Origin of the sequence: Mycolicibacterium chubuense (genome assembly GCF_001044255.1) — a bacterium.
In the GTDB taxonomy this organism is placed as follows: Bacteria; Actinomycetota; Actinomycetes; order Mycobacteriales; family Mycobacteriaceae; genus Mycobacterium; species Mycobacterium chubuense.
This window is the reverse complement of record NZ_JYNX01000088.1, coordinates 20,521-40,624: the sequence shown is the minus strand read 5'-3', so window position 1 is coordinate 40,624 and position 20,104 is coordinate 20,521. Positions and strand designations below refer to the sequence as shown.

At 70.0% G+C, this 20,104-nt stretch carries 14 protein-coding genes and 3 pseudogenes; 9 read left to right on the top strand and 8 right to left on the bottom strand.

Features of this window, described 5'->3' with window-relative positions; all coding sequences use genetic code 11:
• From aspS to MCHUDSM44219_RS26845, 5 genes are all read right to left on the bottom strand, one after another.
• Positions 1–1,767 (bottom strand): aspartate--tRNA ligase, encoded by a 1,767-nt coding sequence (gene aspS / locus MCHUDSM44219_RS26865; protein WP_048421328.1) that lies wholly within the window; start codon positions 1,765–1,767, stop codon positions 1–3.
• A 60-nt stretch (positions 1,768–1,827) separates the two neighbouring features.
• Positions 1,828–2,202, bottom strand: a complete 375-nt coding sequence (locus MCHUDSM44219_RS26860) for a cupin domain-containing protein (RefSeq protein ID WP_048421341.1) — start codon at positions 2,200–2,202, stop codon at positions 1,828–1,830.
• Between the two features lie 29 nt (positions 2,203–2,231).
• Positions 2,232–2,843, bottom strand: coding sequence for a sigma-70 family RNA polymerase sigma factor (locus MCHUDSM44219_RS26855; RefSeq protein WP_048421327.1), 612 nt, complete (start codon positions 2,841–2,843; stop codon positions 2,232–2,234).
• Positions 2,844–2,965: 122 nt separating this feature from the next.
• A complete protein-coding gene (locus tag MCHUDSM44219_RS26850; protein ID WP_048421326.1) occupies positions 2,966–5,752 on the bottom strand; it encodes a helix-turn-helix transcriptional regulator in 2,787 nt (928 codons plus the stop codon).
• A 61-nt stretch (positions 5,753–5,813) separates the two neighbouring features.
• Positions 5,814–6,569, bottom strand: coding sequence for an SDR family oxidoreductase (locus MCHUDSM44219_RS26845; protein ID WP_048421325.1), 756 nt, complete (start codon positions 6,567–6,569; stop codon positions 5,814–5,816).
• Positions 6,570–6,678: 109 nt separating this feature from the next.
• Between MCHUDSM44219_RS26845 and MCHUDSM44219_RS26840 the strand changes: the two genes are divergently transcribed.
• On the top strand, positions 6,679–7,182 hold the full coding sequence (locus MCHUDSM44219_RS26840) for an SRPBCC family protein (protein WP_048421324.1): 504 nt from the start codon (positions 6,679–6,681) through the stop codon (positions 7,180–7,182).
• Between the two features lie 48 nt (positions 7,183–7,230).
• Positions 7,231–10,389 carry an ATP-binding protein gene (locus MCHUDSM44219_RS26835; protein ID WP_048421323.1) on the top strand — a complete coding sequence of 1,053 codons (3,159 nt, stop codon included), beginning with the start codon at positions 7,231–7,233 and terminating at the stop codon, positions 10,387–10,389.
• On the opposite strand, the gene MCHUDSM44219_RS26830 is transcribed toward MCHUDSM44219_RS26835, so the two are convergent.
• Positions 10,386–11,963 (bottom strand): carboxylesterase/lipase family protein, encoded by a 1,578-nt coding sequence (locus MCHUDSM44219_RS26830; protein WP_172506254.1) that lies wholly within the window; start codon positions 11,961–11,963, stop codon positions 10,386–10,388. The two genes, MCHUDSM44219_RS26835 and MCHUDSM44219_RS26830, sit on opposite strands and share 4 nt — an antisense overlap.
• Between MCHUDSM44219_RS26830 and ypfJ the strand changes: the two genes are divergently transcribed.
• Positions 11,944–12,834 (top strand): KPN_02809 family neutral zinc metallopeptidase, encoded by an 891-nt coding sequence (gene ypfJ / locus MCHUDSM44219_RS26825; protein ID WP_048421321.1) that lies wholly within the window; start codon positions 11,944–11,946, stop codon positions 12,832–12,834. The two genes, MCHUDSM44219_RS26830 and ypfJ, sit on opposite strands and share 20 nt — an antisense overlap.
• The gene (locus MCHUDSM44219_RS26820; RefSeq protein ID WP_048421320.1) at positions 12,827–14,458 is read left to right on the top strand and encodes a DUF885 domain-containing protein; all 1,632 of its coding nucleotides are present in this window, start codon (positions 12,827–12,829) and stop codon (positions 14,456–14,458) included. Before ypfJ ends, MCHUDSM44219_RS26820 begins: the two co-directional genes overlap by 8 nt.
• Here the strand turns inward: MCHUDSM44219_RS26820 and MCHUDSM44219_RS26815 are convergent.
• Positions 14,455–15,339 (bottom strand): acyl-CoA thioesterase, encoded by an 885-nt coding sequence (locus MCHUDSM44219_RS26815; protein ID WP_048421319.1) that lies wholly within the window; start codon positions 15,337–15,339, stop codon positions 14,455–14,457. The genes MCHUDSM44219_RS26820 and MCHUDSM44219_RS26815 overlap by 4 nt on opposite strands.
• Positions 15,340–15,386: 47 nt before the next feature.
• Here MCHUDSM44219_RS26815 and MCHUDSM44219_RS26810 point away from each other — a divergent pair, with 47 nt between their 5' ends.
• From MCHUDSM44219_RS26810 to MCHUDSM44219_RS26800, 3 genes are all read left to right on the top strand, one after another.
• On the top strand, positions 15,387–16,025 hold the full coding sequence (locus MCHUDSM44219_RS26810) for a TetR/AcrR family transcriptional regulator (RefSeq protein ID WP_048421318.1): 639 nt from the start codon (positions 15,387–15,389) through the stop codon (positions 16,023–16,025).
• A gap of 91 nt (positions 16,026–16,116) precedes the next feature.
• Positions 16,117–17,346, top strand: coding sequence for an amidohydrolase family protein (locus MCHUDSM44219_RS26805; protein WP_048421340.1), 1,230 nt, complete (start codon positions 16,117–16,119; stop codon positions 17,344–17,346).
• 22 nt (positions 17,347–17,368) lie between these two features.
• On the top strand, positions 17,369–18,514 hold the full coding sequence (locus tag MCHUDSM44219_RS26800) for an acyl-CoA dehydrogenase family protein (RefSeq protein WP_048421317.1): 1,146 nt from the start codon (positions 17,369–17,371) through the stop codon (positions 18,512–18,514).
• Here MCHUDSM44219_RS26800 and cwsA read toward each other — a convergent pair.
• A pseudogene (gene cwsA, locus MCHUDSM44219_RS29270) lies at positions 18,513–18,614 on the bottom strand (cell wall synthesis protein CwsA); the annotation flags it as partial. The gene MCHUDSM44219_RS26800 and the pseudogene cwsA overlap by 2 nt on opposite strands.
• Before the next feature lie 149 nt (positions 18,615–18,763).
• Between cwsA and MCHUDSM44219_RS26795 the strand changes: the two are divergent.
• Positions 18,764–19,851: pseudogene (locus MCHUDSM44219_RS26795) on the top strand (acyl-CoA dehydrogenase family protein); the annotation flags it as partial.
• A gap of 1 nt (position 19,852) precedes the next feature.
• A pseudogene (locus tag MCHUDSM44219_RS31460) lies at positions 19,853–20,099 on the top strand (acyl-CoA dehydrogenase family protein); the annotation flags it as partial.
• Between the last annotated feature and the right edge of the window lie 5 nt (positions 20,100–20,104).

The window sequence follows — 20,104 nt, the reverse complement described above, 5'->3', positions numbered from 1 at the left end:
CTACTTCGGCTCCGGCTTGGCGTCGATGCCCGACTCCTTGCGCTGCTGCGCGGTGATCGGCGCCGGCGCGTCGGTCAGCGGGTCGACGCCGCCGCCGGACTTCGGGAACGCGATCACCTCGCGGATCGAGTCCACACCGGCCAGCAGCGCGGTGATGCGGTCCCAGCCGAAGGCGATGCCGCCGTGCGGGGGCGCCCCGAAGGTGAACGCGTCCAACAGGAATCCGAACTTGTCGGTCGCTTCGTCGTGGTCGATACCCATCATCGCGAACACCCGCTCCTGGACGTCGCGACGGTGGATACGGATGGAGCCGCCACCGATCTCGTTGCCGTTGCAGACGATGTCGTAGGCGTCGGCCAGCGCGGTCCCCGGATCGGTGTCGAACGTTGCCTCGGACTCCGGCTTGGGCGCGGTGAACGCATGGTGCACCGCGGTCCACGCTCCGGACCCGACAGCGACATCGCCGGATGCGGTGGCCTCGTCGGCCGGTTCGAACAGCGGCCAGTCCACCACCCAGGTGAACGCCCACGCGGTCGGGTCGATCATGTCGAGCCGCTTGGCGATCTCGATGCGGGTGGCTCCCAGCAGCGCGCGGGCGCCCTTCGGGGTGCCGGCGGCGAAGAACACGCAGTCACCCGGATTGGCTCCGACATGGGCGGCCAGTCCGGCACGTTCGGCGTCGGAGAGGTTCTTGGCCACCGGGCCCGACAATTCGCCGTCGTCCCCGACGAGCACGTACGCCAGGCCCCTGTGGCCGCGCTGCTTGGCGAACTCCTGCCACCCGTCGAGCGTGCGCCGCGGCTGCGACGCCCCGCCCGGCATCACGACGGCGCCTACGTACGGCGCCTGGAACACCCGGAACGGGGTGTCGGCGAAGTAGTCGGTGCACTCCACCAGCTCAACCCCGAACCGCAGGTCTGGTTTGTCGGTGCCGAAGCGCCGCATCGCCTCGGAGTAACTGATGCGTGGCAGCGGGGTCGGCAGGTCGTAGCCGATGAGCGCCCACAGCGCCCGCAGCACCTCCTCGGACACCGCGATGACGTCGTCGGCGTCGACGAAGCTCATCTCCATGTCCAGCTGGGTGAACTCGGGCTGGCGGTCGGCGCGGAAGTCCTCGTCTCGGTAGCACCGCGCGATCTGGTAGTAGCGCTCCATGCCCGCGACCATCAGCAGCTGCTTGAACAGCTGGGGGCTCTGCGGCAGCGCGTAGAACGTGCCGGGCTGAAGCCGTGCGGGGACCAGGAAGTCGCGTGCGCCCTCGGGGGTGGAGCGGGTCAGGGTGGGGGTCTCGACCTCGACGAAGTCGTGGGCGGCCAGGACGCTGCGCGCCGCGGCATTCACCTTGGAGCGCAACCGGATCGCGTTGCCGGGACCTTCGCGGCGCAGATCGAGGTAGCGGTACTTCAGCCGCGCTTCCTCGCCGGCGGTCTCGTCGAGCTGGAACGGCAGGGGCGCACTCTCCCCCAGCACCGACAGCGTGGTGGCGTTGACCTCGACCTCGCCGGTGGCGATCTCGGCGTTGGCGTTGCCCTCGGGCCGGACCTCGACCACACCGGTGACGGCGACGCAGAACTCCGAGCGCAGCCGGTGCGCCTGCGCGAGCACCTGTTCGTCGCGGAACACCACCTGACTCACACCCGAGGCGTCACGCAGGTCGATGAAGATGACGCCGCCGTGGTCGCGACGGCGCGCCACCCAGCCGGCCAGCGTCACCGTCTGGCCGGCGTCGGCGGCTCGCAACGATCCGGCGGTGCGGGTGCGCAGCACGAAGTACTCCTCTGGACGGGGATGATCAGCAGATCAGTCTAGAGGTGCGGCAACCCCGGGCTACGCGCCCGGCACCCGCAGGTGCCTGCGCGCGAGCAGTTCGTCGTCGTCGACGAGCACCAGCATCGGCTCACCGGGGACGCAGAGCATGGTGACGGTGAAGCGACAGCGCAGGTCGTCCCGATTGTTGGCGTCCGAGTAGTGGATCACGTCTCCCCCGGGCTCCCAGAACGCCTCACCCTCCCGGACCACCCGGGGCGGCTGACCTTCGAGTTCGAACAGCATCTCGCCCTCCAGCACCAACCCGAACGCCGGACCGCTCGGGTGCCAGTGCGGTGGGGCGCCGGCGCTGCCCGGCGGGTAGTCGATGACGACGGTCATCGCGTGCGCGCCGGCGGGGATGAACGGCGGCGTCACCTCCTGCACGACCGTCATCGCGTCCTCCCATGAGGAGTCGTAGGCCGTCACGCGATGACCGAGGCAGCGACGGGCGTCACGGCGCCATGGTTGCGGTGCGCCAGCGCCAGACGCAGCCGGCGGCGGGCGCGGGACACCCGGGACATCACGGTGCCGATCGGGATGTCGAGGATCTCCGCGGTCTCGGCGTAGGTGTGGCCCTCGACGTCGGCGTAGAAGAGCACCTCGGCGAAGCCTTCGGGCAGCGCTGCCATCGCGGCTTTGATGTCTCCGTCGGCCAGGGTGTCGAGGAGTACCTCCTCCGCCGAACGTACCCCGCCGGGCAGCCGGGAGGCGCCCGCCGCCAGGTCGCGCTCGGTGATGTCCTCGGCGGGTACCTCGGCCACCCGGGACTGCTTGGTCCGGTGGCCGCTGACCCACCGGTTGTAGAGGATGCGGAACATCCAGGCCTTGAGGTTGGTGCCCTCGGAGAACGTGTGGAAGCCGATGTAGGCCCGCATCAAGGTGTCCTGCAGCAGATCCTCGGCATCGGCGTCGCTGCGGGTCAGCCGCCGCGCGCCGCGGGCGAGCACGTCGAGCAGCGGTTCCACCTCCGTGGCGAACCTCGCATGGCGGTCGCGGTCCGGCAGGACCGCGCCGGGGAGGTAGGTGACGGTCATGGTCGCTCTCCTGGCTGTGCTGATGCGTCCCGTCGTGGGCTGACTGCTCTCAACACTCGCGGCTCGGCGCGTGAAGCGAACCCTTGCCGACCCGTAGTCCCGAACCCGTAGTGCCCGGGGCCCTAGGGGGCGAAGGCCGTGGTGCGTAGCTGGCGGCGCGAGGAGATGCCCAGCTTGGCGAAGACCTTGCGCAAGTGCCATTCCACGGTGTGCGCGCTGATGAACAGCGAAGCGCCGATCTCGGAGTTGGTCATGCCCTCGGCGGCCAGCCCGGCGATCTGGGCCTCCTGGGCGGTCAGCTCACCGCCGGTCCGGGCCGCCGGGGCACGCACCTTCTCACCGGTGGCCACCAGTTCACGGCGGGTGCGCTCGGCGAAACCGCGCGCACCCATCGCGGTGAACAGATCGTGCGCGGCGGTCAGCTCGCGCCGCGCGGCGGTACGCCGATTCGCCCGGCGCAGCCACTCGCCGTACTGCAGCCGCGCCCGCGCCTGGTGCACGACGATGTCTGTTCTGCCCAGGCGTTCGACGGCCTCACCGAACAACGCATCAGCGGCCGCGCCGTCGGAGGTCATCGCCCGGGCGGCCGCGAGAACGCCCAGGCCCCAATCGCTTTCGCCAGCTGTTGCGCTGACCTCCAGCCGCGCGACCGCGTCGCGCGCGACATCACCCGCACCCGTGCGCGTCGCGGCCTCGACCAACTCGAACGCGCACCACCCGTGGAATCCCAGATCCGGGTAGGCGCAGCACTCGTGCGCCGCGGTGAACGCGTCCTCGTAGCGGCCCTGCCCGTTGTAGAGCACCGCCGCGGCGTACCCGAGCAGGCCTTGCAGGCGCCCCTCTCCGCGTGGCACCGCTTCGGCGGTGAGGCTGTCGATGAGCTTCGCGGCCTCGGCGACGTCGCCGCGCCAGGCGGCCAACATCACCTCGTGGTAGCGCACGGGCGACCTGGCCGCCGTGGCCGCGGCGATGGAGGACGCCTCGCCGAGAAGCTGCTCGGCCGCGGCGAACTCGCCGGCCATCAGGTGTACCCCGGCGCGGTAGGCCAGGGCGCGGGGCAGCCCGGCCAGCGCCCCGCTGCCGCGGGCGTGCCGCACCGCAGCGGTCGCGAGATGCCGTACCGCCTGCGGGTCCCACAATTCGTGGGCCGCGGACTCCTGCAGGATCGGAAAGGCCGGCACCCGCAGCCACCGGCCGACCGCCACGTCGTCGTCGGCTTGTGCCCGCATCGCCGCTACCGCGCGGCCCAGGGTGTCGGTGCCCGCGCCCGGACCCCCGGTGATCCGCTCGGCGGTCCCCTGCAGGAGCAGGTCGACCGGCCGGAGCCGGTCCGTCACCTGAGCCATCGCCGCCAGCGCGGCGTCGGCAGCCCTGGTGAGCGCCGCGGGATCCGCCGCGCGCCCGGCATACATCAGCGCCGCGATCGTCTCCAGGTAGCTCTCCCGCGACGAGTGGTCGTCGAGGCGCTGCAGCGTGCGGGCCGCCTCGAGCAGCGGCGGCGCGGTGTCGGCGACCGCCGGGGCCCCGCTGTCCCCGGACCTGCTGCGGACGAACTGCATCTGCGCGCGCAGGCGCGCGACCAGCGCCTGCTGAAGCGGCGGCAGGTCGCCGAGTTCGGCGATCGCCAGCAGTTCGTGGGCGGCTGCGGCGTCGGCGGCATCGCTCTTGGCCTGCGCGGCGGCCAACGCGCGGGCGGCCCGCAGCGTCGGATCCGCGGTCAGCGTGGTGGCCCGCTCGAGGAACGTCGCCGCGGCCGCGACGCCGCCGCGGCTCTGCGCCCGCGCCGCGGAGCGTTCCAGCTCGGCGGCGATCTCGTCATCGGGTCCGGCCGCTGCCAGGGCCGCATGCCAGGCCCGACGGTCGGGGTCGGTCTGTGGGTCCGTCGCGTCGGCCAGCACCCGGTGCACGTCGCGGCGGTGGAGCAGATCACCGGCCCGGTAGGCCGCCGAGCGGATCAACGGGTGGTGGAAGCGCATCCGCGGGCCGAACTCGATCAGCCCGTCGGCCTCGGCGGGCGCCAGCTCCGAGATCGGGATGCCCATCAGACCCGCCGCGCGCAGGAACAACGCCGCATCGCCGACCGGCTCGGCCGCGGCGAGCAGGAGCAGTCGCTGCGTCGTATCGGGCAGTGAACGGATACGGCGCACGTAGGTCTGCTCGACCGCGGCCGGCGAGGAGCGCTTGCCGGCGATCCAGAATCCGCCGGAGAGTTCCGCGGCCGACACGCTGCGCGGCACCTCGAGGATCGCCAGCGGCAGCCCGCGGGTCTCGGCGATGACGCGGTCGCGCACCCGCGGATCGAGGCGGGCGAGCATCACCGAATCCAGCAGCGCCCGAGCGTCGTCGTCGGACAAACCGTTGACCGTCAAGTCCGGAAGTCCGGCGAGCAGTTCCGGATGGTCGCGCACGGCGAAGAGCAACGCCACCGGTTCGGCGAGCAGCCGGCGCGCCACGAAGGCCAGTGTCTGCAGCGACACCTGATCGAGCCACTGCGCGTCATCGACGACGGCCACCAGTGGTCGGATCTCGGCGGCGGCCGCGAGCAGGCTCAGGACGGCCAGCCCGACCAGGAACCGGTCCGGGGTGTCCCCTGCGCCGCGGCCGAAGGCTACGTCGAGCGCTTCGCACTGCGGCGCCGGCAGCGCGTCGACGTGCTCCAGCAGCGGCGCGCACAGCTGCTGCAGCCCGGCGTAGGCGAGTTCCATATCCGACTCGACACCGGAAACCCCGATCCTGCGGAACTTCTCGGTGCGGGCGACCACGTAGTCGAGCAGCGCGGTCTTACCGACCCCCGCCTCGCCTCGCAACACCAGCACCTGGCACGCACCGGGTTTGAGACCGGCGATCAGCTCGTCGAGTCGCGCGCATTCGGCCGTCCGTCCACGCAGGGACGGCTCCGGACTCGACATGGGGCACCACCGGGTGTGTTTTCGATGCTGGCATTGCGGAGTCTATCGAGCGGCCACCTCGTCACCGACTGGCGGCCGAGCGGAGCAGCCAGTCCTCGAACCCCGTGGTGGACAGTCTCGCTGCGGGACCCGGAACCAGGGTCCGCTCACCGACGTCGACCCCCCAGTACAACGCGTGCGGGTCAGCGATCACCGGACGCTGGTCGCCGCGCGCGGTCAGCGCGGTGCGAATCAGGTCGGGCAGCAGCACCGCGTGCGGGCCGCCGATCTCGACGATCCCATTGATCGGCGCGTCGAGCGCGACGCGCGCGACGCCCTCGGAGACGTCGGCGGCTGCCATCGGCTGGAAGTACGCGGGCGGCATCCGCACGCTGCCGTCCACGGTCGCCGAGTCGGCGAGGGTGTCGACGAACTCGAAGAACTGCGTGGCATGCACGATCGTGTAGGGCACCGGCCCCGCGGTGATGAGCTTCTCCTGAGCCAGCTTCGCCGCGAAATACCCGCTCTGCGAGGCCAATTCCGCCGTGCCGACGACCGACAGCGCGACGTGGTGACCGACCCCCGCATCGGCTTCGGCGCGCAGCAGGTTCGTCGTCGCGGCGCGGAAGAACTCCAGTGCGGCATCGTCGAGGGTCGGCGAATTGGACACGTCGACCACCACGTCGGCGCCCGAGACGGCCCGCGCGACGCCTTCCCCGGTGTAGGTGTTGACACCGGTCGACGGCGCCGCGGCGACGGTGTCATGTCCGCGTTCGGTCAGAACGCGGACCACGGTGGTGCCGATCAAACCGGTGCCGCCGATCACGACGATCTTCATGGTGAGCCTCTCGAGGTTTCCTGGGGACTGCGTGGATGCCCACCAGAACGGACGGCCGCGCCGGCATTCATCCCCTCCGCCGCAGACCAACCACCATGACCTAATGTGTATGGTCATGCACGAATGTGAGCGCGTCGGTCTGGACTTCGTCGACTCCGCTCCGTACCGCTTCGTCAGCACCGTGGACCTTGCGATCACCCCCGAGCAGTTGTTCGAGGTGCTGGCCGACGAGACCTCATGGCCGCACTGGGCCAGCGTCATCACCAAGGTCACGTGGACCAGCCCGTTGCCGCGCGGCGTCGGCACCACCCGCACCGTCGACATGCGCGGCGGCATCACCGGCGCGGAGGAGTTCCTCGCGTGGGAACCGTTCGAGCGCATGGCTTTTCGCTTCAACACCACCACCACGGGCAGCATCGCCGCGTTCGCCGAGGACTACCGCGTCGTGCCCACCCCGACCGGTTGCCACCTGACGTGGATCATGGCGATGAAGCCCGCCGGCCTCGCCGGCCGGCTCGGACTGCTCGCGGGGCGGCCGGTGATGGGCCGGCTGTTCCAGCGGTTCCTGCACAACCTGCGCCGCTACACCGACGAGAGGTTCGCGGCGCGATAGCCCCCGCGGTCGGCACGGCGGGTCTATCGTGACCCGCGGGGAACGCAGATGAGTCGACAACGTACCGGCTGTCCAGCCTGTGGCACCGAACCCCGGGAGGGTGCTCGGTTCTGCGACGGCTGCGGTGGCGCTCTGGCCTCCCCGTCGAGCTTCGTCGAGTACAAGCAACTCACGGTGTTGTTCGCCGATGTGGTGCACTCGATGGACATCGCGGCCGCTGTGGGTCCTGAACGGTTGCGCGAGATCATGTCCGACTTCTTCGGTCGGTGCACGGCGGTGGTACAACGCTACGGCGGCACGATGCACCAGTTCCTCGGCGACGGCGCGATGGCGTTGTTCGGCGCGCCGCGGGCTCTCGAGGATCATGCACTGCGCGCCTGCCTGGCCGCGCTCGACGTCCAAGCCGGAGCCCGTGCGCTCGCCGAGGAGGTGCGGATCCGCGACGGCATCGATTTCAGAGTGCGGGTCGGCCTCAACAGTGGCGAAGTGCTCGCCGGCGAGATCGGCGCTGCCGCATCGGGGTACACCGTGATCGGTGAGCAGGTCGGGTTCGCGCAGCGGATGGAGTCAGCCGCCCCACCCGGCGGGGTGATGCTCAGCATGACCACCGCTCGCTTGGTGGAGCACAGCGCGCAACTCGGCGGCCGGGAGTGGGTGCACATCAAGGGCGCGACCGAGCCGGTCGCGGCGTGTCGACTGCTCGCCGTGACCGACCGACGCCACCTGCGGCCGGCCGACACCGCCTTCGTCGGACGGGATTCTGAACTCGCCGAGATCGAACGAGCCCTCCACACGGCCCGCGGCGGGAGGGGAATCGTGGTGACCGTCGCCGGGCCACCGGGCATCGGGAAGAGCCGAATGGCCCGGGAGGTCGCCGCCATCACCGAGGCCTGGGGCATCGACGTGTTCTGGACCTACTGCCAGAGCCACACCGCCGAGGTGCCGTTCGGCGCCGCCACCGCAATGTTGCGGTCCTTCTTCGGCATTTCGGAGCGCTCGCCGCGGAAAGCCCGCGCGATGACGCGCTCGGCACTACCGCACGCCGACGCCGAGGATCTGCTGCTGCTCGACGACCTGTTGGGTATCGCCGAGGGACGTCGGCCCGTGGGCGACATCGCCCCCGACGCCAGGAAGCGGCGGTTGACGGCGCTCTTGGACGGAGCGCTGTTGTCGCGTCGTGCACCGGCGTTGTACGTCATCGAGGACGCCCACTGGATCGACGAGGCGAGCGAAGCCATGCTGGCGACGTTCTTGAGTGCGCTGGCCGAGACTCCGGCGCTGGTTATCGTCACGCACCGGCCCGAATACAGCGGCGCCCTGGTCGAGACGGCCGCCTCGACCATCCAGCTGACGCCGCTGGACGACCAGGACACCTCGGCGCTCGTGGCTGCGCTGATCGGCGTCGATCCCTCGGTTCGCGAACTGGCGCCGCGAATCGTCGAACGGTCAGCAGGCAACCCGTTCTTCGCCGAGGAGATCGTCCGCGATCTGGCCGAACGGCGCGTTCTCCGCGGAGCACGCGGCGCCTACACGTGCACCGACAGCGCGGACGTCGTGGTACCTGCGACCGTTCAGGCCACGATCGCGGCCCGCATCGACCGTCTCGGGCCGGACGCCAAACGCACGCTGAACGTGGCGGCGGTGATCGGGTCGCCGTTCGCGGAGAATCTGCTGGCGACGTTGCTCGACGAGGTGGCGATCGGCGAGCTCGTCGACGCCGAACTCATCGCCCGGGTGAATGCGCGGCCGGTCAGCTACGCGTTCCGCCACCCGCTGATGCGGGCGGTAGCCTACGAATCGCAGCTCAGATCACAGCGGGCGGCACTGCATCGACGCATCGCTGCGGCGCTGGAACACGCCGATGAGTCCGGGTCGGCTGCCGACGCGGCGCTGATCGCCACCCATCTGGAGGCCGCAGGCGATCTGTCCGACGCGTTTCGCTGGCACATGGAGGCGGGCAGCAGGTCCATGCACCGCGACATCGCCGCTGCACGCATGAGTTGGCGCCGAGCTGCCGCGGTGGCCGACCGAACGCCGGAGACGGAACCGGACCGCGCGGCGATGCGGATCGCGCCGAGAACGTATCTGTGCGCGACGATCTGGCGAGTCGGGGGTGAAATCGAGGACGTCGGCTTCGACGAGTTGCGCGATCTGACCACGGCCGCGGACGACAAGCGGTCGCTGGCAATCGCGATGGGCGGTCTGGTGCAGATGCTGAACTTCCACGGCCGTTACACGGAGGCATCACGGTTGGCGTCGGAACAGACGGCCCTGCTCGACTCGATCGGTGACCCCGAACTGTCCGTCGCCATGCTGCCGATGGTCGCGTCGGTCGCGAAGTGGGACGCCGGCGAGATGGCTGAGTCACTGCGCCTGGCTCAGCGGGCCATCGACCTCTCGAGGGGGAATCCCACGATGGGCAACATCATCGTCGGTTCGCCGCTGGCGATGGCGCTGGCGATGCGCGCATCGACGCGCTGCTGCCTCGGCATCGCAGGGTGGCGCGACGATTTCGACGATGCGCTGACCATCGCGCGGAGCGTGGACAAATTCAGCTTCTCCACGGTGGTGATGTTCAAGTACATCGCGATCATGAACTGGGCGCTGCTGCCCGACGACATCGCGCTGAGGGACACCGCTGAAGCGCTCGAGATCGCCCAGCAGTTCGGCGACGACTTCCTGCTCACCAACGCCGAATTCACCTACGGCCTCGTGCTCATCCGCCGCGAAGACCAGGATCGTGCACTGGGTTTCGAGCTCCTGGCGAAGGCCCGCGCCGTGGCCCTGGACCATCGGTACACCGTGATCGCCGCCTGGTGCGTCGATCTGGATCTGGCAGCAGAGGCCATCCGTACCGGCGATCACGACACCGCTGTGGACCTCGCGCTCGGCGTGCTGGACAAGGAGCGATGTGCAGGTGAGGGCATCAACCGCGGGTGGTCGACATCTGTTCTGGTGGAGGCTCTTCTTGCGCGGCGCGCGCCGGGTGATCTCGACCGCGCCCGCGAGGCGGTCGACGCGCTCGCGGCGTTCCCGACGGAACCGGTGTTTCTCTATCACGAGCTGCCGCTACTGCGCCTGCGCGCCCTGCTGGCCGAGGCGGACGGCGATCTCAGGAACTACGTGCGGTTACGGGATCGCTATCGGCGCCGCGCCGCGGAAACGGGCTTCGACGGCCACCGAGCGCTCGCCGATGCCATGGCCTAGCTCACCGCGGCCCAGGCCGATCGCCGCACCCGGTCGGGATCCTCCTGCACCACGTCGCGGCTGGACGCGATCAGCCGGGTGCGCCGGTGCTCGACGTCGTAGAGCGGCCAGTTGGCCTCGTCGTGCACCCGATCGCTGCACGCGAAGTCCAGCCACGCCCGCTGCATCCGCGCGCCCACCGCGGGCTGGAAGCGCCGGCCCAGCGGATGCAGCTTGCGCCCGATGAACGACGCGTAACTGTGCTGCACGTGCACGATCTCGCTGCCGTGGGTGGCGCCGAGACCGAGCAGGCGCAGGCTCATCCCGGCGTGGTCGAACCGGTACACCCGGGTCGGCGCGCGACCGCTGTAGGCGTCGGCGAACGCCCAGGTGGGTGCACCGAACATGACGTCGGATCCGATGGTGATCAACGCGCTGCGCCGCGGATACGCCGGATAGGCCGCCAGCACCGCGTCTTTGGCGTCCGGAGCGACCCGGTCGAAGTACGCGTCCACGGTCGCGCGGGTGGTGGGCAGCATGGGCGGCCGGGTCCACGCGAACATCGACGCCTCGTGGCTGTTCGTGCCGATGATCAACGGCAGACGCGCCAGCTCGCCGGCCCGGGCCGCGTCGACCGGATGGCGCGGCAACAGCTCGGTGCCGTGGGTCAGCCCGTAGGCCAGCGTGGGTGTCTCGGCCGCGCTCGCCAGCTGCACCTGGCCGGCGGCGCGCCGTAACTGCCGCTGCGGCAGTTCCTTCACCTCGGCGGCGCCGACGCCCAGCTTGTCGAGGAACTCGCGTGCCCGCGCGGCGCGCAGTTCGCGTCCGGCGATCAGCGGCAGCGCGGGACTCTGCGCGATCGCGCGGTGGAACAGCCCACCCGCCTCCGGGCACGCCAACATGGCCAGCACCGACGTCGCTCCCGCCGACTCGCCGAAGATCGTGACGCGGTCGGGGTCCCCGCCGAACGACGCGATGTGGTTGCGCACCCACCTCAGCGCGGCGAGCTGATCGCGTAGCGCCAGATTGTCGTCGAATCCTTCGCCGAGGTCGCCGAGCTCGAACCCGCCGAACACCCCGATCCGGTAGGTGACGTTGACGACGACCACATTGCCGTTGGCCGCCAGCCGCGAGCCGTTGTAGAGCTGAAACTGCCCGGCCCCGTAGACGAAGGCGCCGCCGGGGATCCACACCATCACCGGCAGCGACGCCGTCGTGTCGGGTGACCACACCGTCAACGTCAGGCACGCCTCGTCGCGGACCTTCGGGTCGTCACGGCCCCCGCCCACGAAGGACTTCGTCTGCGGCGGCAGCGGCCCGTGCTCGCGGGCCTCGCGGACGCCGGTCCAGGGTGTCAGGGCGGCCGGGGCCAGGAACCGGCGCGGCCCCACCGGCTGTTCGGCGTACGGCACCCCGCGCCAGACCCCGACGCCGTCCTCGGTGTCGCCGCGGAGGTCCCCCAACGCGGTGCGGACGAGGGTGGATTGTCCGGCGACGACTGCCACGGAAGAAATCGTAGTGTGCGATTCTTGACGGGCCCGGCAGGCGGGCTCGGCGGCGAAGCGAGGTAGTGCCATGACCTTCAACGAGGGCATGCAGATCGATACCAGCACCACGTCGACGAGCGGAGGTGGCCGCGGCCCCGGACGCGGCATCGCCGTCGGCGGCGGCCTGGGCGGCCTGATCATCGTGGTGGTGGCCCTGTTCCTCGGCGTGGACCCGAGTTCGGTGGTGCCGAATCAGCAGGGAATGGACACCCAGGGCGTGGACGCGCCGGGCTTCGACCTCAGTCAGTGCAAGACCGGCGCCGACGCCAACTCCATCGTGCAGTGCCGCGTGGTCGCCACCGGTAACTCCGTCGACGGGGTGTGGGAGCAGTTGATGCCCGGCTACACCCGGCCCAGCGTGCGGCTGTTCAGCGGCCAGGTCAGCACCGGGTGCGGACCGGCCACCAGTGACGTCGGCCCGTTCTACTGCCCCGTCGACCGGACGGCCTACTTCGACACGGACTTCTTCGACGTGCTGGTGACGCAGTTCGGCTCCAGCGGAGGACCGCTGGCGCAGGAGTACGTGGTGGCCCACGAATTCGGGCATCACGTGCAGAACCTGCAGGGGGTGCTCGGCCGGGCCCAGCAGGATCCCGAGGGCGCCACCGGCGCCGGGGTGCGCACCGAACTGCAGGCCGACTGCTACGCCGGGGTGTGGGCGCACTACGCGGCGATCACCAAGCAGGAGAGCACCGGCGTGCCGTTCCTGGAGCCGTTGAGCGACAAGGACATCGCTGACGCCCTGTCCGCGGCGTCGTCCGTGGGCGATGACCGGATCCAGCAGTCGGCGACCGGTCGGGTCAACCCCGAGTCGTGGACGCACGGGTCCTCCGAGCAGCGCCAGAAGTGGTTCACCACCGGCTACCAGACCGGTGACCCCGCCAAGTGCGACACGTTCGCCGCCCGCGACCTTGGCTAGGGCCGCCACCGCCGTCGACGCCGTCGCCGAGCGCTACCTCGATACGTGGGCGGCTCTGGATCCCTGCGCGGCAACCGAATCCGGCATCACCGGCCACGACGACCAGATCACCGACTACTCCCCCGACGGGTGCGCGGCCCGGGCCGACGCCGCGCGGGCGGCGCTGCGCGAGCTCGACGCGACCGAGCCCGTCGATGACGTCGATGCGGTCACCGTCGCGGCGATGCGCGAACGCCTGTCGGTGCTGCTCGATCTGCACGACGCGCACCTCGACACCGGTGAACTCAACGTCATCGCCTCCCCGCTGCAGACGATGCGCGACGTGTTCGACCTGATGCCGACCGACACGGAGGACGACTGGACGACCATCGGACGCCGGCTGGAGAAGATCCCGGACCGGGTCGCCGGATACGCCGGCGGGTTGCGCGCCGCGGCCGCCGCCGGGCGCGCCCCCGCCGCCCGCCAGGTACGCCGCGGTGTCGCGCAGGCCGGCCAGATCCAGCGTCTGTTCCTGGAGATGGTCGCCGCCGCCGTCCCCGACAACCTCACGCTGCACGCGGAACTGCGCCGGCGCGCCGAGGACGCCGCCAACGCCTACGCGCGTCTGGTCGGGGTGTTCCGCGACGAGATCGGACCGCAGGCCCGGGAGACCGATGCCTGCGGCCGCGACACCTATGCGGTGCTGTCCCGGTCCTTCCTCGGCGCGGCGGTGGACGTCGACGAAGCCTACGCGTGGGGCCTCGATCAGCTGAATCAGATTGTCGCCGAACAGGATGCGATCGCCAACCGGCTCTACCCCGGGGCCACCGCCGCTGAGGCGCTGCGCCGGCTCGACGGCGAGGAACGCTACCTCGTGCACGGCACCGACGCGCTGGCCCACTGGATGCAGGATCTGTCCGACCGCGCCGTCGACGCGCTGGCCGACACACACTTCGACATCGCGCCGCCCCTGCGCCGCCTCGAGTGCCGGATCGCCCCGACGAACACCGGCGGCATCTATTACACCGGCCCTTCGGAGGACCTGTCCCGGCCGGGCCGGATGTGGTGGTCGGTGCCCGCCGGGGTGCACACCTTCCACACCTGGCAGGAGATGACCACGGTGTTCCACGAGGGGGTGCCCGGGCACCACCTGCAGATCGGCCGGGCCGTGGTGCTCGCCGACCGGCTCAACCGGTGGCGCCGCCTCGGTTGCTGGGTGTCGGGGCACGGCGAGGGCTGGGCGCTCTACGCCGAACGGCTGATGGCCGAACTGGGCTGGCTCGACGACGCCGGCAACCGGATGGGCATGCTCGACGCGCAGCGGTTCCGCGCCGCCCGGGTGGTGATCGACATCGGTGTGCACTGCGGTCTGACGGCCCCCGACGGCGGAGTGTGGGACGCCTCGAAGGCGTGGACCTTCCTGCAGTCCCACAGCGCGATGGCCGAGGAGAACCTGCGCTTCGAACTGGACCGCTACCTCGGCTGGCCCGGGCAGGCGCCGTCGTACGCGATCGGTCAGCGGATCTGGCAGCAACTGCGCGACGCGGTGACCGGAACCGGTGTACCCCTCAAGGAGTTCCACAGCCGCGCACTGGATCTCGGCGGACTCCCCCTCGAGGTGCTGCGATCGGCGCTGCTGCCCTAGAGTCGGGACTGCTCCCTGATCGACGTGTCCGTGGTGCGCAACGGCCGGATCAGGCCGTCCTGGGTGAACGACGCGAGCAGGGCCCCCTCCTCGGTGTGCACCGTCCCGCGCACATACGACATCCCGGCACCGACCTGCGTGCTCTCGTGGGTGTAGAGCAGCCAGCCGTCCCACCGCACCGGCTCGTGGAAACTCACCGAGACCGTCATCGGTGCCGTCGAGACCGTCAGGTGCGCCTGGCTGGTGCCGATGCCCTCGTGGGCGCGCATGGTCGTCGAAATGCCCAGGTGGCCGGTGAAATACGCGATCAGGGCCTTGGCGAGGTCGTCGCGCGCGGGGATCGGGTCGTAGTGCAGCCACGCGTGCAGCTCCGGCGGGCCCACCTCGTCGGGGCTGTTGACGTCGACGACGTCGACCAGCCGCACCTCTCGGCCGGCCATCGGCATGGGTGAAGAGTGCGCCTGTGCCGGCGCCGCGACGTCGGGCCGCGGCAGCTCGTGGCGGATCACGTCGGCGGTCGGGACGTCGGCGAGCACCGTCATGGTGATGCAGCGCTTGCCGTTCTGCGTCGCGGTGATCACCGCGCACGCCGTCGAGCGGCCCTCGCTGATCACGTCGACCTCGAGCTGGACGGGTCCCGCGCCCACCATCACCGCGCGGGCGAACACCGCGTACACCGACCGGATCGACTTGCCCGAAAAACGATGCGCGGCAGCGACAATCGATTGCGCCAGCACCTGGGTGCCCTCGACCACCTGCCGATCGTCCTCCCCCGCGGGCCCCGTCTGCGCGGTGAACAGATTGTCTCCGGCCGGCTCGACCTCGAACAGGTCCAGCAGAGACTGCACGGTCCACGGTGTCGGTGCCGACTGCGTCGTCATGGAGGGAACAGTAACCGAGGTTCGCAGAAAGCGGTAACGTCATTACCATGGCCGCGAAGTCCTCCGCGAACGCTGCGACACCGCCGTCGGGTGACGAGACCGACTCGCGGGCGGGCCGTTTCATGCGCTCGGCGCTGGCCATCCTCGGCGAGACCGGCCGGACGGACTTCACCGTGCTCGAGGTGGTGGAGCGGTCCAAGACGTCGCTGCGCGCGTTCTACCAACACTTCGCCACCAAGGACGAGCTCCTGCTGGCGCTCGTGGACCGGATCATGGCCGACGCCACCGAGCGGTGGCGCGCCGAGGTCGAACCGATGCCCGCCGACGAGGCGCTGCGCCGGCTGATCGGGCGGATCAGCGCACCGGCGGAGTCGCACACCCAGGACAGCATCAACCGGGGCCTCACCTACTACAACGACCACCTGCTGGAAACCCGGCCCCGGGAGTTCGCGACGGTGCTGGCGCCTCTGCACACCCTGCTGGTCGACATCCTGCGCCGGGGCGTCACCGAGGGCGTCTTCCGCGCCGACATCGACGTCGAGACCGACGCCGCCATCCTGATGCAGACCGTGCTCGGGGCGCTGCGCCTGCGCGAACTGGGCGCAGAACTCAACGGGGTGCCCATCGAGGGCAGCCACCTGTACGCGTTCTGCGTCCGCAGCCTGCTGCGCTCTGACCAGCTTTGATGCCGGGGCAGCGAACCTAGCGCCGTTACACTGAACAGTGGTAATGTCATTACCACTTCGCGCAAACGTGCCCTGCCAGGAGGCCGCCGCCATGCCGTCCCGCATCCTCGACTATCCGGTGTTCGACGCCGACAACCACTTCTACGAACCCCCGGAAGCGCTGACCCAGTTCCTTCCGGACCACCGCCGGGGTGTCATCGACTACATCGACGTCCGCGGCCGCACCAAGATCGTCGTACGCAACCACATCAGCGACTACATCCCGAATCCGACGTTCGAGGTGGTGGCCCGCCCGGGTGCCCAGGAGGACTACTTCAGGCACGGCAGCGGTGGCAGGAGTTTCCGCGAGGTGATGGGCAAACCCATGAAGGCCATCCCCGCGTTCCGCAACCCGCAGGCCCGCCTCGAGGTGCTCGACGGGCTGGGACTGGACTACACGATCATGTTCCCGACCCTGGCCAGCCTCGTCGAAGAGCGTATGAAGGACGATCCCGACCTGATCCTCGACATCATCCACGCGCTGAACCAATGGATGTACGAGACATGGCGATTCGACTACGAGGGGCGCATCCTGTCGACGCCGGTCATCAACCTGTCCGTGGTCGACCGCGCGCTCGAGGAACTGCAGTGGTGCCTGGAACGCGGCGCCAAGACGGTGCTGGTGCGGCCGGCGCCGGTGCCCGGGTACCGCGGGTCGCGCTCGCTCGGGTTACCGGAGTTCGATCCCTTCTGGGATGCGTGCGTCACCGCCGGTATCCCGGTCTGCATGCACGCCTCCGACAGCGGCTACGCCCGGTACCTGAACGACTGGGAGCCCGCCGACGAGTTTCTTCCGTTCCGCCCCACCGCTTTCCGCATGGTGGCGATGGGCAAGCGACCGATCGAGGACACCATGGCGGCGATGGTCTGCCACGGCGCCCTCTCGCGCAACCCCGATCTGCGCATTCTGTCGATCGAGAACGGCGCCTCCTGGGTGCCCTACCTGTTCTACCAATTCGCCGACGTGTTCAAGAAGATGCCGCAGGAGTTCCCGGAGGATCCCATCGCGGCGTTCCGGCGCGGCGTGTACGTGGCGCCGTTCTGGGAGGACGACTTCGCGAAGATGGCCGAGCTGCTCGGTATCGACCGGGTCATCTTCGGTTCGGACTGGCCGCATCCCGAGGGTCTCGCCGATCCGATCAGCCTCGTGGATCAGTTGGGAGACAACGGTCTGGACTCCGACGGCATCCGCAAGGTCATGGGCGGCAATCTCGTCGACCTGTTCAAGGTGCCGAACATCAAGGTCCACAAGCCGGATGTTCCGGCGCTGGTGATCGCCTGACCCGAGAGGCTGACCTGACTTCATGACCGATGTGGCCAACCCGGAACGGATGCTCTTCGCGTCCACCACCCAGACGTTCCTGGAGAAACAGGCGTCGCTGACCCACGTGCGGGGTCTGCACGCCTCCGGCACGTCTTTCCAACCCGAATGGTGGCAGCGCGCAGCCGAACTGGGCTGGGCCAGTCTGCTGGTGCCCGAGCATCTCGGCGGTGGCAGCGTCTCCGGCGGGGTGTCCGGAGGCGTCGCCGACGTGGCGCTGGTCGCGGAGAAGATCGGACACACCGTCGCTCCGGGCCCGCTGCACCCCGTCAGCGTCGTGCTGGCCGGACTCGTCGAAGCCCCCGACGGCCACGAGGCACTCATCGAGGCGATGGTGTCCGGCCAGACCGTGGCCGGCTGGGCGGTGTACGAACCCGGACAGCCGTTCACCGTGCAGCACGCCGGGACCACGGCGACGAGGACCGCAACAGGATTTCACCTCGACGGGACCAAGGACCGCGTGGAGGCCGGCGCGCAGAGCGACGCGCTGTTGGTGACCGCCACGTGCGACGGCGCGCTGCGGCAGTTCGTGGTGCCGGCGGACGCGGCCGGTGTCACCGTCGAGGAGCAGAGCTCCGTCGACATGGTGAAACGTTATGCGCGCGTGCGTTTCGACGGTGTCGACGTGGACGCCGCCGCCGTCGTCGGCGAGGCCGGGCAGACTGCCGCGATCGTCGAACGGCAGCGCCAGGTGGCGCTCGTCCTGCAGTGCGCGGAACTGGTCGGCGTCCTCGACGCCGTCCTGACCATGACCTATCAGTGGATGTTCGACCGGCACAGCTTCGGCCGTCCGCTGGCGTCCTACCAGGCGCTCAAACATCGCGCGGCGGACATGAAGATGTGGTTCGAGGCCGCGCGTGCCACCACCGCGGGCGCCGTCGCCGCCGTGGCGGACCGCGCACCCGATGCGCCGCTGCTGGTCAGCATCGCGAAAGCCTATGTCGCCGAACGCGCCCCGATCATCATCCAGGACTGCGTCCAGCTGCACGGAGGCATCGGGGTGACCTGGGAACACGACCTCCACCTGTATCTGCGCCGCGCCGCGCTCTACCGCGCCCTGTTCGGCTCTCCCGAGGATCACCATCGCGCCGTCTACGCGCTCAGCAGGAAGTCCGAGGCCTCGGCATGACCGCTCCCCTGGTGACGTCCACCGGCCCGACCGTCGAATACTTCAGGCCGCGGCTCAGCCGCTGGCTCGGGGGCAATCGGACTCGGGTCTTGGAGCTCATGGCCCACCTTTCTCGGCAGNGGTCGTCGGAGTCGTTGCGCGTATCCGTGTCTGTGCTCGACCCGTACCTCAACGAGACGACCCGGCACGCCGACGTCATCCTGCCGCCCCCGCCGCCGTCCCGCGCCCCGCAGATGGCTGGCCGAGAACATGCCCCCCATCGACCCCGAGCGTCCGCCGTTCTCGGTGCGAGCCGAGCAGGCCTCCTGGGACCGGGCCAAAGAACTCCAGAAGCGGCTCCACGAGGGCGGTTTCGCCGGCATCTGCTTCCCCCGCGAGTACGGTGGGCTGGGCTTGGACCACGCCTACCAGCGAGCGTTCAACGTCGAATGCCGCAGCTACGAGATGCCGTTGATCCTCAACGTGCCGACGTTCACGATCTGCGCCGCCACGATCCTCGACATGGGCAGCGAACAGCAGAAGCGGGACCGGATCTCGGCGGCGATACGCGGTGACGAGATCCTGGTGCAGCTGCTCAGCGAACCCAACGGCGGATCCGACCTCGCCGGTGTCATCACCCGCGCCGACCGGCAGGGTGATCGGTGGATCGTCAACGGCGCCAAGACCTGGAGCACCAGCGCTTTCGCGGGCGACTACGGGCTGCTGCTGGCCCGAACCAACTGGACCGTGCCCAAGCACGAAGGCCTCACGATGTTCCTGGTGCCGCTGAAGTCCCCCGGCATCACGATGCGCCGCATCAAGGAGGTCAACGGCAACGAGGAGTTCTGCGAGGAGTTCTTCGACGGTCTGGAACTCGGCGACGACGCGGTGGTGGGTGAAGTCGACAAGGGCTGGGAGGTCGCGACGCGTCAGCTCCACCACGAACGTCGCGCTGTCGGCGGCGGGTCCGAGTTCGCCAGCGGAACCGCTGCCGAGAACGCCAGCGAGATGCCTCCCGACCATGTCGGGCTGGCCGAGGCCGCCGGGCGCGGTGACGATCCCGTCGCCCAGGAACTCGCCGGACGCGCGCTGGTGCGCCGCCGGGTCCGTGAGCAACTCATCGACCATGTGGCCCGCTCGATCGGCGACGGTTCACTGCCGCCGAATGCCGGCACGCTGATCCGGCTCTTCCACGCCGAGACCACCGAACTGGAAGTGGACACCGCGCTCGCCCTCGCCGGCACCGCCGGTGTGGTCGACGACGGCTCGGGTCTGCTCGAGGTCGGGATCCGCTACCTGTCGCGGCAGACCGGATCCCTCGGTGGCGGCACCTCGGAACGCCTCGGGACGCGGCGTCANCGTCATCCAGATGCCGGTGGCATCCCACACCGCGCTCGCCCTCGCCGGCACCGCCGGTGTGGTCGACGACGGCTCGGGTCTGCTCGAGGTCGGGATCCGCTACCTGTCGCGGCAGACCGGATCCCTCGGTGGCGGCACCTCGGAGATGGCGCGCAACGTGATCGGCGAGCGGATTCTGGGCTTCCCCAGGGAATTCGCCGCCGACCGAGGCGTCCCGTTCAATCAGGTCAAGCGCACGAAGAGCTGACGCGG

Bases quoted from the DNA above. Each gene is read 5' to 3' on its own strand.
- MCHUDSM44219_RS26860 (WP_048421341.1), bottom strand. From the start codon at position 2,202: ATGACGGTCGTGCAGGAGGTGACGCCGCCGTTCATCCCCGCCGGCGCG.
- MCHUDSM44219_RS26830 (WP_172506254.1), bottom strand. From the start codon at position 11,963: ATGCCCTCGTTGAAGGTCATGGCACTACCTCGCTTCGCCGCCGAGCCC.
- MCHUDSM44219_RS26840 (WP_048421324.1), top strand. From the start codon at position 6,679: ATGGTCATGCACGAATGTGAGCGCGTCGGTCTGGACTTCGTCGACTCC.
- MCHUDSM44219_RS26855 (WP_048421327.1), bottom strand. From the start codon at position 2,843: ATGACCGTCACCTACCTCCCCGGCGCGGTCCTGCCGGACCGCGACCGC.
- MCHUDSM44219_RS26850 (WP_048421326.1), bottom strand. From the start codon at position 5,752: ATGTCGAGTCCGGAGCCGTCCCTGCGTGGACGGACGGCCGAATGCGCG.
- MCHUDSM44219_RS26815 (WP_048421319.1), bottom strand. From the start codon at position 15,339: ATGACGACGCAGTCGGCACCGACACCGTGGACCGTGCAGTCTCTGCTG.
- MCHUDSM44219_RS26800 (WP_048421317.1), top strand. From the start codon at position 17,369: ATGACCGATGTGGCCAACCCGGAACGGATGCTCTTCGCGTCCACCACC.
- MCHUDSM44219_RS26835 (WP_048421323.1), top strand. From the start codon at position 7,231: ATGAGTCGACAACGTACCGGCTGTCCAGCCTGTGGCACCGAACCCCGG.
- MCHUDSM44219_RS26805 (WP_048421340.1), top strand. From the start codon at position 16,117: ATGCCGTCCCGCATCCTCGACTATCCGGTGTTCGACGCCGACAACCAC.
- ypfJ (WP_048421321.1), top strand. From the start codon at position 11,944: ATGACCTTCAACGAGGGCATGCAGATCGATACCAGCACCACGTCGACG.
- MCHUDSM44219_RS26810 (WP_048421318.1), top strand. From the start codon at position 15,387: ATGGCCGCGAAGTCCTCCGCGAACGCTGCGACACCGCCGTCGGGTGAC.
- MCHUDSM44219_RS26845 (WP_048421325.1), bottom strand. From the start codon at position 6,569: ATGAAGATCGTCGTGATCGGCGGCACCGGTTTGATCGGCACCACCGTG.